Below are 12708 nucleotides of genomic sequence, written 5' to 3'. Positions count from 1 at the left end.
AGAGGGCTGCCGCCTACAATGCGGATCCCCACCGCCCTAGGACAGCTCCCGCCTGTGATTGCTTATTTCCAGTTCGCTCTGATCTGTCTGTTCTTCGGCTCGAACTTCATCTTGATGTCGCGGGCCTCGCGGTGGTTCGGGCCGGTCGAGATCGGCCTAGGACGGGTCTTTGGTGCCGCGATTCTTCTGGCGATCGTGTGGATCGTTGCCGAGCGGTCGCGGCGGCTGCGTCCGCGCGACCTGCGAAACATCGCTCTCGTGGCGGTGATCGCCAACGCCTATCCCTATGCCGCCCAGCCCACGCTGATCGCGAGCTTCGGGGCCCACAGCTTCTTCGGCATGACGGTCGCGTTCACGCCGTTGTTGACCATCTTGGTCTCAATTCCTGTGCTCGGGATCCATCCGACATGGCGTCAGATCATCGGCGTGATCGGCGGCTTGGGCTTTATCGGCATGCTGCTCAACGCCGGTGCCCTACAGGGAATCACGGTCGGCATGCTGGCGATGGCGGTGACGGTTCCGCTGAGCTACGCGCTGGGCAACACCTGGCTGCGACGCACGCTGCGTGACGCCGACCCAACCCCGATGAGCGTCGCGATGCTGATGATCTCGTCGCTAACGCTCGCTCCGCTTGCCTTGGCACCGGGTCTGAGCACAACGCTGGGAATCGGGCCGCCGACACCGCGGACCGACTTCGCCATTGCCGCCGCAGCGCTCGGCGCGTTGGGCGCGCTGGGAACCGGGGCGTGTGTCTGGATGTTTGTGAGATTGGTGCAATCTCACGGACCGCTCTTCGCCGGCATGGTGACCTACGTGGTCCCCGTCATGGCGATCCTCTGGGGTCTCGCCGACGGCGAGACCATTACTTCCCAACAACTGATCGCGGTCTCCGGCATCCTGTCGATGGTCGCGCTCGTCCAAGCGCCAACTCAAAAGCACACCGCCGAGGAGTCGGGCGAGTGGTCGCCCGATCCACTCACGGCCGACGCCTAGTGCGTGTCGCACGGACATATCGCTTCAGCGGGGTTTAGATTCACGACCTGAAACGCGCTCAAAGTAGGCTTTCTCTTACCAAGAAAGCCAGCAATCCCCCCTGCCCTGCTCTGCGCCTTCCGCACCATTTTTTAACGTACCGACTGGCTTAAGCACTTATGCCCGCCCACCCTTGGCTCGCCGACCGCACCGACCGATTCGATTCCTCAGGAATCCGCAAGGTGTTTGACCTCGCGGCGAAGATGGCCAACCCGATCAATCTGTCGATCGGACAGCCCGACTTCCCGGTGCCCGACGCCCTGAAAGAGGCCGCATGTCGGGCGATCCGCGAAGACCGTAACGGCTATAGCCAGACGCAAGGCGTCAGCGAGCTGCGCGAAGCGCTGCAGGCGCAGATCGATGCCGAGTGGAAACACGCCGACCGCAAAGTGCTCATCACCAGCGGCACGAGCGGCGCTCTGAACCTAGCGATGTGGGCCCTCGTGAATCCGGGCGACGAGGTGATCATGTTCGATCCCTACTTCGTCATGTATCCGACGCTCACGGAGATGGTCGGCGGGGTGCCGGTAGTGATCGACACTTACCCGGACTTCAAGCTTGATCTGGCACGGGTCGAGGCCGCCATCACACCCCGCACCAAGCTCATCCTGCTGAACAGCCCCGGTAACCCGACCGGTGTTGTGGCGAGTGCCGCCGAGGCTCGCGGTCTTGCGGAGCTTGCCAACAAACACGGTGTCGCCTTGCTGTCGGACGAAATCTATCGGCAGTTCACCTACGATGCGGCGCTCGATAGCCCCGCGCGCTGGAACGAGCAAACGCTGGTGGTCGATGGTTTCAGCAAGAGCTACGGCGTTACGGGCTGGCGGATCGGCTGGATCCATGGCCCGAGCGCTCTGATCGACAAGATGGCGGCCCTGCAGCAATACACCTTTGTCTGCGCTCCGCATCCGCTGCAGCACGCTGCCCTGGAGGCGTTCCACACCGACATCACTCCGCTGGTGAGTTCTTATCGAGAGCGCCGCGACCGGGTCGTCGGTGGATTACGCAGCGCAGGCTATGAGCTCGCCGATACGGGCGGTGCCTTTTACGTGTTTCCCAAAGCGCCGGCCGGCTACGCGACCGGCGGTGCGTTCGTCGAGCGGGCAATCGAGAACGAACTACTAATCATTCCCGGCGGAATTTTCAGTCGCCGCGACACGCACTTCCGCATGAGCTACGCCGCCTCGATCGAAACGATCGACCGCGGGATGGAAGTGCTTGCGAGACTCATCCGATAGCACCGCGCTGAATCTCGCCGAGTGCTAGCACTTGGCGAGCTTTGCTCAAAATCGCTCTAGGTGATTTCTTCCTCGTTGAGTTAGGGTTTCCCGCCAACGCGATGGACCGCGTCGAAGCCGACGCGAAGTGACCGTCTCCGTTGGTTCGGGTTAGCCCCCCCTCAAGGAAATAAGGGAAGAACTTCATGCGATGTGCCACTTGGATTGCCGCGGCCGCGGCGTTTTGCCTGATTGGTGGGGAAGCCCACGCCACAAACGTTGAGATTCAACTTGTTGACGTTGACATTGAGTACAACGCCAACACCGGTGTGATCAGCAACGCGGGCTTGGTTAACGACGATCTCGCGGGCATCTATTTCTTTAGCGATGGTGCGCAGGTCGGGTCGTTGCTCTCGCCCGCCGCTTCACTCGCCATCAACCTTTCGATCCCCGGCGTGTTTGGCATCGACCCCAATGGCGATTCGGTTGTGTCCGCAGCCGGCGGAACGCTCGAGCTGCTGATCCCCGACAGCATCCTCAAGCTGACCCTGCAAGCCGCTGAGATCATCTACTCACCAACCGTGATCGGGCAAGAACTCTTCCGTTTCAGTTTTATTGGCACCGTTGGAGATATCGTTTCTCAAGCGCTGCCGTTCGGTCTGCAGATCGGCAACCCGGTCGCAGTCACCCTCTCGACTCGGGCGCGTTCGATCTCGACCTCGCAAACGCGGGTCGAGAGCTTCGAGGCCTCGGGCAGCGGCGAGTTGAACGCCGAATTCTCGACCGACCCGAACAACAACATCCCCGAGCCGGGCTCGATCGCCCTGCTGGCGACGATCGGTTTGCTGGCCGGAGGCCGTCGGCGTCGCTGAGGTCACGAGGCGAATCAGAAAACCACCCAGCGGAGGGGGCCGAATGGCCCTCTCCGCTTTTTTATTCGAGGTTGTTAAGAATGCAGGAGGAGAGATTTCAGGGAGGATCCCCCCTCCCGAGGGGGGAAGGGCCAGCAATCGGCGTGCTTACCACTTGTAACGCCGCAGCGATCCGTCACAATGCCAGCCTGAGGGCCTTGCGCAGTCCTCATACTCTGCCACCATAAGCCTGCGCTAAAACAACCTGCCAAGCCCCGCCGAGCTGCTCGGCTGCTGTACTCTCTCCCGAGGAACGCCTAATGAGACGCAACCTGCTCTGTTCCCTCTTTGCCGCAGCGTGGCTGTGCGCGGTGAGCTTGACACAAGCCACCATGATCGAGATCCAGCTCGTCGATGTTGACGTGCAGTACGATTCTTCGACCGGTCTAATCACCGACACGGGAGCCCCCCGTGATCCTCTGACCGGCATCTTTGTTTTTGCTGGCGGTGCCCTACAAGGCTCACTGACCAGCTCGAACCTTTCTTTTGATCTTTCGATTCCCGGAGTGTTCGGGATCGATCCGTCCGGCGATACCGTGACTTCGGCTGCCGGGGGCTCGCTGTCGATTTTCACCCCGGGGCTGATCCTCGACCTGACGCTTGACACCGCCGACGTCATTTACAATCCGTTCGGTGGTAGCTTCGACTTTGTGTTCGTCGGCACGGTTGGGTCGATCAACGCTCAGAACCTGCCCTTCGTGCCGGGCATTGGTGGTGCCGTGAGCGTCACTCTCTCAACCCAGGCTGACACCCTGATCGCAAACGCGACCGAGGTGACCAGCTTTACCGCGTCGGGCACCGGTGAACTTGAAGCCGATCTTGATCTTGATCCCGATAATGTCGTTCCCGAGCCCGCCACACTAGCGCTGCTCGCGGCAACGCTTGCTGCGGTTGCGGTCCGTCGTCGCGACTAGTTTCCTGCTCGCTCAACGAGCTCTGAAGATTTAACAGAAAAGGCCGGCCGGTGCAGTTGCACCGGCCGGCCTTTTCCTTTGTAAACGGGCGACTGGACCCTCGGCGGCAGCAGCGTCTAAGCGCCCCCGCCCCGAGATTGAACGTCGCCCTGTGACTGATAGCAACCCGGTAAACTGCGCGGCTTTCGCTGCGCGGTTCAAGCACTCTTGGCTTTGAGTCCTCGCCTGCCAGGCCCGTGTCTCTCTAGCTCTAGGTGTCGGTCAATTGAACGGCTGGCCTGATGCTCGACTGGAAGAATGGCTCAAACCGGACCGGCAAGCGTCACGGTGTGTGCTTGCCGGTCCGCTTCTCGTTAAAGAAACCAATCGGCTTTTTATCTCAAGCGCTTTTCTTTTCAGGCGCTTCGGCAAAGAGTTTGTCGCGGCCAACCACCACGTCCTCGTTGATGGAGTAACTCTGCCCGCGTGGCTGATCGGGCAGATCGAACATGATGTCGAGCATGACGCTCTCGATGATCGATCGCAGGCCGCGCGCCCCGGTCTCACGTTCGTGGGCACGACGAGCAATTGCTTCGAGGGCACCCGGCGTGAACTCAAGGCTCGCCTCTTCCATGCTGAACAAACGCTGATACTGCTTGGTCAGCGCGTTGTTCGGCTCGGTGAGCACCCGCACCAGAGCGGATTCGTCGAGCGGACGCAGCGTCGAGACAACCGGCAGACGTCCAACCAGCTCGGGGATCATCCCGAACTCGATCAGGTCATCGGCGTTCACTTGCGAGATCGCCTCAGCAAAGCTGACCTCTTCGTTCTGCTGAACGTCTTGGCTGAAGCCGATCGTCTTTTTGCCAAGCCGCTTGCGAACCACATCTTCCACCCCGGCGAAGGTTCCACCGCAGATAAAGAGGATGTTGGTCGTATCGATCTGGATGTACTGCTGCTCGGGGTGCTTGCGGCCACCCTGGGGGGGGACGTTCGCAGTGGTCCCCTCGAGCATCTTCAGGAGCGCTTGCTGCACGCCCTCTCCGGACACGTCGCGCGTGATCGAGACGTTCTGGCTTGTCTTGCCGATCTTGTCGATCTCGTCGATGTAGAGGATCCCCCGCTGGGCGGCCTCGACGTCGAAATCAGCGGCGTGCAACAGCTTGAGCAGGAGGTTCTCAACGTCCTCGCCAACGTAGCCCGCCTCGGTGAGGGTCGTGGCGTCGCCGATCGCGAACGGCACGTTGAGGCTCCGCGCCAGGGTCTTGGCGAGCAGCGTCTTGCCGCAGCCCGTGGGGCCCACTAGCAAGATGTTGGACTTGTCGATCTCGACATCGCCCTCGTCTTCTGCCGCGACAAGACGCTTGTAGTGGCTATGAACCGCAACGGCCAGGACACGCTTGGCGGAGTCTTGCCCGATCACGTACTGATCGAGTTCGGCAACGATCTCGCGTGGCGAGGGGATCTTGGTAAAGAGCTGCTTGCTATCGCCGCGGCGCTTGCGCTCTTGGTCCAGGATCGATTGGCAGAGCTCAATGCACTCGCCGCAGATATAAACATCGCCCGGCCCCTCAACGAGCGGGCCGACGTCGCGATAGCTCTTGCGACAGAACGAACAGAACGCATTCTTCTTTGACGTACCGGTACGACGTGTGCCGGTGATCTCTTTACCCGAAGGCATGGATAATTCTCCTTAACCCGACTGTGCGTGGCAGCGATGCTCCCCAGGATTGGAGGGCTAACTCGCCGCTGTGCCGTGTGGTGGCGCCGCTCGATGCTCACTTGCCGCGGTCCTCAAGCTCTTGGTTCCGCGTTTCCCCCTCCCGACGCGCTTCCCGACGCCGAGTTCGTTGGAGGAAATGACCCAAGAGGTTTCAGAGGACCGCTGCTCGCTAACTCCACGCCAGGCGGGGCTTCCTTGTCCACGCTTCTCTTCGAGCAGTGTGTTCGCGTTCGATTACGCAAGTCCGACGAGGATCGTTCATCGACTCTCCGAGTCTCCGACACCACCCCCCGGGAGGGACAACCGCAAAACCCTTCCAGGCAGTGCGGGCGGTCCGGCCACGAGAGGGAAGCTATTTTTTCGGAAACCTAAGCGTCGGGGATGAATTCGATCGAAGGATCGGCTGGGTTGTCGTTACGCGGATTGCGAGGCTTGCTGGCACCGGTGCTGTTGGCCGACGAGGCCGCTTGCAAGTCTGGTGCTAGCTTCGTCTTGATTGTTCGGTACTCGGCGTCGCTGAGCCCACCACGAGCGTAAAGATCTCGAAACTTCGCGAGCAGTTCGCTCGCATCAACCACGTCTTCGCCGGTGCGACCCGCCCAGCTTCGCACGAGCAAAACCGCGGCCGCCGTTACAGCGATCACGAGCGCCAACAACGCGGTCGCTTTCGCAAGCGGGGGAGTCGCCCAAGCAAGCATAGCCGTCACGAACAGCGTTAGTCCGAGATCGTCTGTCACGCGTAGGCTCGCCAATGGTTCTCTGCGGGAGCGACGTATCGCTTGTTGCTCTAAACGCCTCGGGTGTGCTGTCAACACGCCGTCTTGCGTGATTATGTCGGTTTATAACGCTTGCGTCTACAAAACCCTCCGTAACGACGCCGGGTAGACGGGGGGGCGCTTCCCTCACAAGCCGATAAACGCAGTAGCGTGCTGGCGATGCTAGACCGCCTGCCAGCGATGAGGCCCCCTGCCAATCCCCACCCCGTGTCTTCGGAATAGCGTCCTCTACCGGATGTCTCGCCTCCGGCAAACGCTTCGCCATGCAACCGGCACGCGACCGATCGCTATGCGCCCGCCTCAGCCCGCTTTTGGCGGTTTGGGCAGTCTGCGCTGGTGCTGGTCTCGCTCTCGCCGACCCCTCTGACCCGATTTTCTGGGGACGTCACGACCTGACCGTCCCCTACCGAGTGGCCCCCAAGCTTACGGCCACAGGGGGCGAAGCTCCGCTGCGGGCGATTCTCTACGCCTCGCGAGACGGCGGACGTAACTGGGCACTGGCGTCCGAGGCCTCACCACAAGCCGGGTCTTTCGCGTTTCGAGCGCCTACCGACGGTGCCTACGCCTTCGCCGTGCGAACCTACGACGCCTATGGCAGAGCGACTCCCGCGGGTCCGCTCGAACCAGAAATGCGCGTGTTGATCGACACGACCCGCCCGACGCTGCTCCCCCCCCAGGCGCAGATCCGCGACGGCTTGGTCCAGATCGAGGTGACGGCCACCGACGCTGTTGCCATCGCGCCCGAGTCACTCCGGGTCTATGCCCAAGCACCGGGTCAGCCGCACTGGACACCAGTGGTGATACAGACCGCGGATGCAAACCCAACTGACCCGCGATACGCCCGCGTGACCGGGGTGTGGCGAGCACCGACTTCCCTTAGCAGCGTTAATCTGCGGCTGAGCGTCGATGACCGGGCGGGCAATCGAGAGGAAAAGGCGATCACGACACCGCTTATCGCGATGGCAGCGATTTCACCGTCGGGCCCGCTGCCGCCAGAAAGCGATCCCGTAGCGGTGTGGGGCCAATCGGCCAACAGGCTCGCGAGCAGCAATCCGCTCGGGGCGGCATCCGCTTCTTCAGGCGACCCGTTTCGGTTGGCTTCGCAGTCCACGGGATTTTCGAGGGCCACGCAGGACGGTTTGGAAGCGGCACCGCTGACCCGCCTTGATAATTTCCAGCGGTCCCCCGCACCCGGTGGGTGGACAAGCGAGTCGGCGGAAACCTCGCAAGAAGCGTTCGCGCGCACTGGCTCGACCGCTTGGCCGAGCGACGCAACGCCCCGCTCGCAGCCCCTCACATCGGCCGGGGGCGATCGTTCCAGTCCGTTTCGGCAGGCCAGTCTCGCTCCGCCGCCGGCTGGAATTGCGCAGGCGGGTACCGACAGCCTCGATACTGGATCACGAGTCGTGGGCAGCACCCGCTTTGAGTTTGACTACGAGGTCGAATCAACCGGCAGGTGGGGGGTCTCTTCGGTCGAGCTGTGGGGCACCGCTGATGGGGGATCGTCCTGGCGCCGATACGCGATCGACAGCGACCTACGCAGCCCGATCCACGTCGAAACCCCCGGCGAAGGGGACTATGGCTTTCGGCTTCTGGTAACCTCGGTCGGCGGTCTCGATCCGATCAAGCCGCGGCCGGGAGACCAGCCAGAGGCAACGATACGGGTGGATCTACGGAGGCCCGCCCTGGCGATTACCGGTGTCTCTCAGGGCGAGGGGTACTTTGCGGATCAGCTCTCGGTCACCTGGACCGCCGACGACGAGAACCCCGCTAAGACCCCGGTCGATCTGGCTTATGCCACGCGGCCAGAAGGACCTTGGCTGCCGATTGCGTCGGGACTCACCAACTCCGGGCGGTACGACTGGCGGCTGCAGCGTCATCTGCCACGTTCGCTGTTTGTACGGGTGCGGGTGCGTGACGCGGGGGGCAACCTTGCCACGGCGATCACCCCCGAGGCGGTGGTGATCGACATGCCAACCCCGGCCGGGGCCCTCATGGGCGTGCGTGCCCAGCAGCGTTGAAAAGTCGTCCGGCCGCTGAACGAGCAACCCGCTAGCCGCTAGACTGGTGGTTACTTCGGGATGCAACGCCCCCCGCTCCGATCGACTCAGCATGGCAAAGTCCAAGCCGGCCGGCGTGACCGGCCTTGAGTACCTGTTAGCACCAACTACGCCGACCGCAGCGCTCGGCGTAGTTAGCGGCGACGATGGTTTTGTGCGCCACGAGGTGATCGCGGTCCTGCGTGAACGCCTGGTCGGCAATGATGACACAGACGGTGGTCTGCAATGGCACTCGTTCAACGGTGCTGAGGCCGATTGGCCCTCGCTGGCGGATACGGTCAACACCCGCTCACTCTTCGGCGGTGGAAAATCGATCGCCTACGTGGACGAGGCCGACACCTTTGTCACCCGTTACCGCGACCAGCTCGAAGGCTATGCCGCGAGTCCGTCCAACGGGGTGATACTGCTCTCGGTGAAGTCGCTGCCAGGAAACACGCGGCTCGCCAAACGCGTCGCCGAGTTTGGCCTGCACGTGCGATGCGAGACCCCCACGCGTGGTCCGGAGGTCGCCAAGCATCGGCGTAGCGCCGCCCGTTGGCTGGTTGAACGGGCCGGGGCAGAGCACAACGTTGAGCTTACCGCGGAGGCGGTTGAGCTCCTGTTCGATCGGCTGCCGCTCAACCTCGGCGTTCTCGACCAAGAGGTCGCCCGGCTTGCGTTGCTGGTTGGCGAAAACCGCCGCATCGATCCACGACTCGTTGATCAAGAAGTGGGCGGTTGGCGGACGCGAACCGCGTGGGACATGATCGATGCCGCAGTTGAGGGGCGAGCCGCCGACGCCCTCACGCAGCTCGATCGCCTGCTACTGGCGGGAGAGCAGCCGATCGGTTTGCTCGCGCAGCTCAGCTCGACGCTACGCCGCTTCGCCGCGGCGGCCGATGACATCCAAGCTTCGGAACAACGAGGGCGGCGGATCGGATTGCAGCAGGCGCTCGAAGCAGCGGGAGTCGTCCGCTTTAAGCTGCAAGACGCGGAGCGGCAGCTACGACTCATCGGCCGTGCTCGCGCGATGCGACTAGCCGAATGGACCCTCGAAGCCGACCTCGCGATGAAGGGTTACGATTCTTCCCCGACACGGAGCCGGGTGCAGCTAGAACGGTTGATCGTGCGATTATCTCGCGAAGCAGTTATTCCCGCCTAAGCCATCGGCAGCGTTACCAAGCTATCGATCCGGGGCCTCGCCCCCGTTGCCAGACACCTTAGCGTTGTGTTTAGCGATCGCGCGGGCGATCTCGGCATCGGGCTGACCGCTAGGGGCGATCCCCTGGGGGTCCCAGGGGCCCTCGCTCCAGAGAAAAGCACGCTCGATGCCACGATCGAACGGTACTGACGTCAGGTACTCACAGAGCGCTGCATAGTACTGCCGACGCAGTGAAGCGTACGCCGGATCTCGCCAGGGGCTGGGCGCGCCAACGCCGATCCCCTCCCAGGGTCGCGCGGCAACCTTGGCGAGGAGCAGATCAGCCGCTTCGCCTGCTTCTTGCCGCGCCCCCCCTCCGATGCCAACTTCGGAGATCTGCCACGCCATGGTCTCGGTGGTGAGGCCGAGAGATTCAGCCTCGCGGACCGAACGGGTCATCGCCTTGCGAAAGTCTTCCGCCGCGGGGGGTACGCTCACCGGCGCGTAGCAAGAGAAGCCCACGAAATCGATAGCGTCGGCCAGCGCTTCTATCGCAGGAGGGTCTCGCTCGGCCGCTCTTAGTTGTCCCGCACCGTCACACCAGTTGAGCGCAACCCCCAGCCGTAGCGCTCCTGCGGGGCGACCTTGGCTGAGCCGCTGCCGAGCAGCGCGGGCAATCGCGGCGTACTCGGTAGCGTGCGAAAAAAGGGAGAAACCCATCTCGCCCGACAGCGCTAGATCGACCCGTGTATCGGCCTGAGTCGAACGCTCGATCGCCAACAAAATGGCTTCGAGCAGTAAGGAGCGATAAGACGCCCCCGCGAGGACTGCCTGGGGAGAGAAGTCGAGATCGTTCCGCCAGGATTGAACCGCCCCGGCCGTATCCAGATGGGGCACGATCGCGATGCTCAGACCGCGTCGGACCGCCTGCTGGATCGCCGCACCGAGTTGTTCGGCACAGCGGTCCCGCAGTGCGGTGGCGTCTGCGGGGCTTAAGACTTCGCGGAAGTTTTCCGGGGCTTCCCAGGACGCGGCGTGGTTGATCCGCAGGCCAAACGCTACCGGGCGTCGATCGGCGGTCGTGCGAACATGCAGTGTTGGCACAAGCTGCACCCACCGGGCGGCGGGAGGGGCCTCGGCCAGGAGCAGCGCGACACGGTTAACGTGCTCGGGAGCGCGAGCCCAAGAGTCCTGGTCCACCATCAGCACGCTGGGGCAGAGGGGCGCTACCCGCTCAGCCGCCGGCAGCCGAGCGGCGCCGGCCATCCAGGCGACCAAGAGCACTGCCGACCGCGCCCGCCAGTCACGCCGATCAAGCGAACTCCGTTTCACAACAAACGGCCTCCGCGCCGTCAGGGGCAACGCACATGCGGGACTCTCACTCGGGCAAATCCCGAATGCTGAACCAGGTTAACCCGGCGAGGATCCAGACCGTAATACAACGCTGGCATTCGGGGGTTGCGACACGGCGGCGGCAAGGTCAGTTCGCCGTGGTGCTGGGCACTGTGTCGAGGCTGGCGTCCGGTGTGTCGTCGGTATCGATGGGGGCCGTATCTTCTTCTGGCGGAAGAGGATCGCTCTCGGTTTGGCTTTTAGCCTCACTCGAGGCTTGTTCGGCAGACGCGGCGCGCTTGGCTTCGCGCTCAGCGGCTTGGGTGTCGAGCTTCATGAGCTCGGCGGTCACTTCGGTCGGTAATCCTTGGCGGAGCGATGAGAGCGTCTCGCGGAGTGACGCTACGACTTCGGCATCAATCGTCGCCTTGGGGTCGTCGTGGAGCGAGGCGTCGATCTTGGAAAGGCCGGCTTCGAGCTTCATGAGCTTCGCCTCAATCTGGTCACCAACCTCTCCAGGCATCTTCACAACCTGCGCAACCGTCTGCACGGCGTTAAAACGCTTGCTGACCTGGTGCAGGGCGTTGTGGGCTTCGGCGGGCTTGCCAGCTTCACAAGCCGATAGGATCTCGTCGCACATTTCTTCCACCGCACGAAAGGCGCGGGGGAAGGCGTCAGCGGTCACCTGCGGTCCCTGGGGGCCTTTTGAGCAACCAAGCAAGCAGAGTGTCGTAACAGCAACCAGAGCGGTAAGCCGAGCGGCTAGCGATGAGGGGTTCATGGCAGATCTCTTCCGTCGGTGGGGGGGTATTACGACAATCCGCCGGCTCTGTGCCGGTGCCGCCGAATCGTTACAGGGATTGTAAACGTTGGGGATCCTAAAAACGAGTCTCACCGTTCGCCGGGGGGCGGCACGGCGGCTTGTCGTTCGCGGAGCCTTCCGCCACGGCTGACCTGCCATAATCGGCCCGAAGTGACCTCCAAACCGGTCAGCCAGCCACCGGCGTAGCAGTGGGTGTCAATGCACACCAGCTGCTGCGTCCACAGCACCTCGCCGCTACGCTGCGCGGTGTGGCCGACAACGGCACGTTTGCCCGACATGTGCCGGCCGGGAAAATGCTCGGCAAGGCTCTGCCAACGCAGGGCCTCGGCTGGTTGGCTGATGAGCGGCTCCGACGCAACGTAATTGGCGTGGGTAAAGAACCAGCTATCGGTTTCGTGATACTCCCGGCATGTGGCAAGCCATTCTCGATGCTCCTGCAGCAGGCGCGGCCCCTCTGCCTGGCGATCATAAGACTTCTGGGTGGCTTCACCACCGTGGCTCAGCCACCAGCCCCGCGGTGCACGGCCGTCGAGCGTGGAGAGCATCATCTCCTCGTGATTGCCCAGCAGGGGAACTAGCTGGCATTGCGAGGCCAGCAACCGCAGTCGCTCCACCACTCCGCAGCTGTCGGGTCCGCGGTCAATGTAGTCGCCGAGCGTTACGACAAGATCATCCGGCTGCGGCGCAATGGCTTGCAGGAGCGCCTCAAGCGCCTCCAGGCAGCCATGCATATCACCGATCGCGATTACGCGTTGCAAAACAAACCCAACTTATAAAGCTGTCTCAAGAAGCGCGCTTCAATCGGAGTCGCCAAACGTCCC

11 protein-coding genes are annotated in these 12708 nt (G+C 62.7%); 6 read left to right on the top strand and 5 right to left on the bottom strand.

The features are described 5' to 3' along the window. Positions 1-54: 54 nt before the first annotated feature. The 4 genes from Pla111_RS14325 (at position 55) to Pla111_RS14310 (ending at position 4074) form a co-directional block, all read left to right on the top strand. Positions 55-993, top strand: a complete 939-nt coding sequence (locus tag Pla111_RS14325) for a DMT family transporter (RefSeq protein WP_197525046.1) — start codon at positions 55-57, stop codon at positions 991-993. Between the two features lie 158 nt (positions 994-1151). Continuing rightward, on the top strand, positions 1152-2270 hold the full coding sequence (locus Pla111_RS14320) for a pyridoxal phosphate-dependent aminotransferase (RefSeq protein ID WP_146575134.1): 1119 nt from the start codon (positions 1152-1154) through the stop codon (positions 2268-2270). Between the two features lie 185 nt (positions 2271-2455). Further along, on the top strand, positions 2456-3121 hold the full coding sequence (locus Pla111_RS14315; protein ID WP_146575133.1) for a PEP-CTERM sorting domain-containing protein: 666 nt from the start codon (positions 2456-2458) through the stop codon (positions 3119-3121). A 299-nt stretch (positions 3122-3420) separates the two neighbouring features. Continuing rightward, the gene (locus Pla111_RS14310; RefSeq protein ID WP_146575132.1) at positions 3421-4074 is read left to right on the top strand and encodes a PEP-CTERM sorting domain-containing protein; all 654 of its coding nucleotides are present in this window, start codon (positions 3421-3423) and stop codon (positions 4072-4074) included. A 379-nt stretch (positions 4075-4453) separates the two neighbouring features. Here Pla111_RS14310 and clpX read toward each other — a convergent pair whose 3' ends face one another. Both clpX and Pla111_RS14300 read right to left on the bottom strand, forming a co-directional pair. Further along, a complete protein-coding gene (gene clpX / locus Pla111_RS14305; RefSeq protein ID WP_146575131.1) occupies positions 4454-5734 on the bottom strand; it encodes an ATP-dependent Clp protease ATP-binding subunit ClpX in 1281 nt (426 codons plus the stop codon). A gap of 410 nt (positions 5735-6144) precedes the next feature. Beyond that, entirely contained in the window at positions 6145-6513 is a 369-nt protein-coding gene (locus Pla111_RS14300) for an SHOCT domain-containing protein (RefSeq protein ID WP_146575130.1), read from the bottom strand. A 302-nt stretch (positions 6514-6815) separates the two neighbouring features. Here Pla111_RS14300 and Pla111_RS14295 point away from each other — a divergent pair, with 302 nt between their 5' ends. Together Pla111_RS14295 and holA are read left to right on the top strand one after the other, a co-directional pair. After that, on the top strand, positions 6816-8573 hold the full coding sequence (locus Pla111_RS14295) for a hypothetical protein (protein WP_146575129.1): 1758 nt from the start codon (positions 6816-6818) through the stop codon (positions 8571-8573). Positions 8574-8664: 91 nt separating this feature from the next. Continuing rightward, positions 8665-9753 (top strand): DNA polymerase III subunit delta, encoded by a 1089-nt coding sequence (gene holA / locus Pla111_RS14290; RefSeq protein WP_146575128.1) that lies wholly within the window; start codon positions 8665-8667, stop codon positions 9751-9753. Between the two features lie 21 nt (positions 9754-9774). On the opposite strand, the gene Pla111_RS14285 is transcribed toward holA, so the two are convergent. The 3 genes from Pla111_RS14285 to Pla111_RS14275 form a co-directional block, all read right to left on the bottom strand. Continuing rightward, positions 9775-11064 carry a hypothetical protein gene (locus tag Pla111_RS14285; RefSeq protein WP_146575127.1) on the bottom strand — a complete coding sequence of 430 codons (1290 nt, stop codon included), beginning with the start codon at positions 11062-11064 and terminating at the stop codon, positions 9775-9777. A gap of 148 nt (positions 11065-11212) precedes the next feature. Continuing rightward, positions 11213-11845, bottom strand: coding sequence for a hypothetical protein (locus Pla111_RS14280; protein ID WP_146575126.1), 633 nt, complete (start codon positions 11843-11845; stop codon positions 11213-11215). A gap of 110 nt (positions 11846-11955) precedes the next feature. After that, entirely contained in the window at positions 11956-12645 is a 690-nt protein-coding gene (locus Pla111_RS14275; protein ID WP_197525045.1) for a metallophosphoesterase family protein, read from the bottom strand. Between the last annotated feature and the right edge of the window lie 63 nt (positions 12646-12708).

Source organism: Botrimarina hoheduenensis (assembly GCF_007859815.1).
Taxonomy (GTDB): Bacteria; Planctomycetota; Planctomycetia; order Pirellulales; family Lacipirellulaceae; genus Botrimarina; species Botrimarina hoheduenensis.
This window is presented reverse-complemented; position numbering and strand designations above follow the sequence as displayed.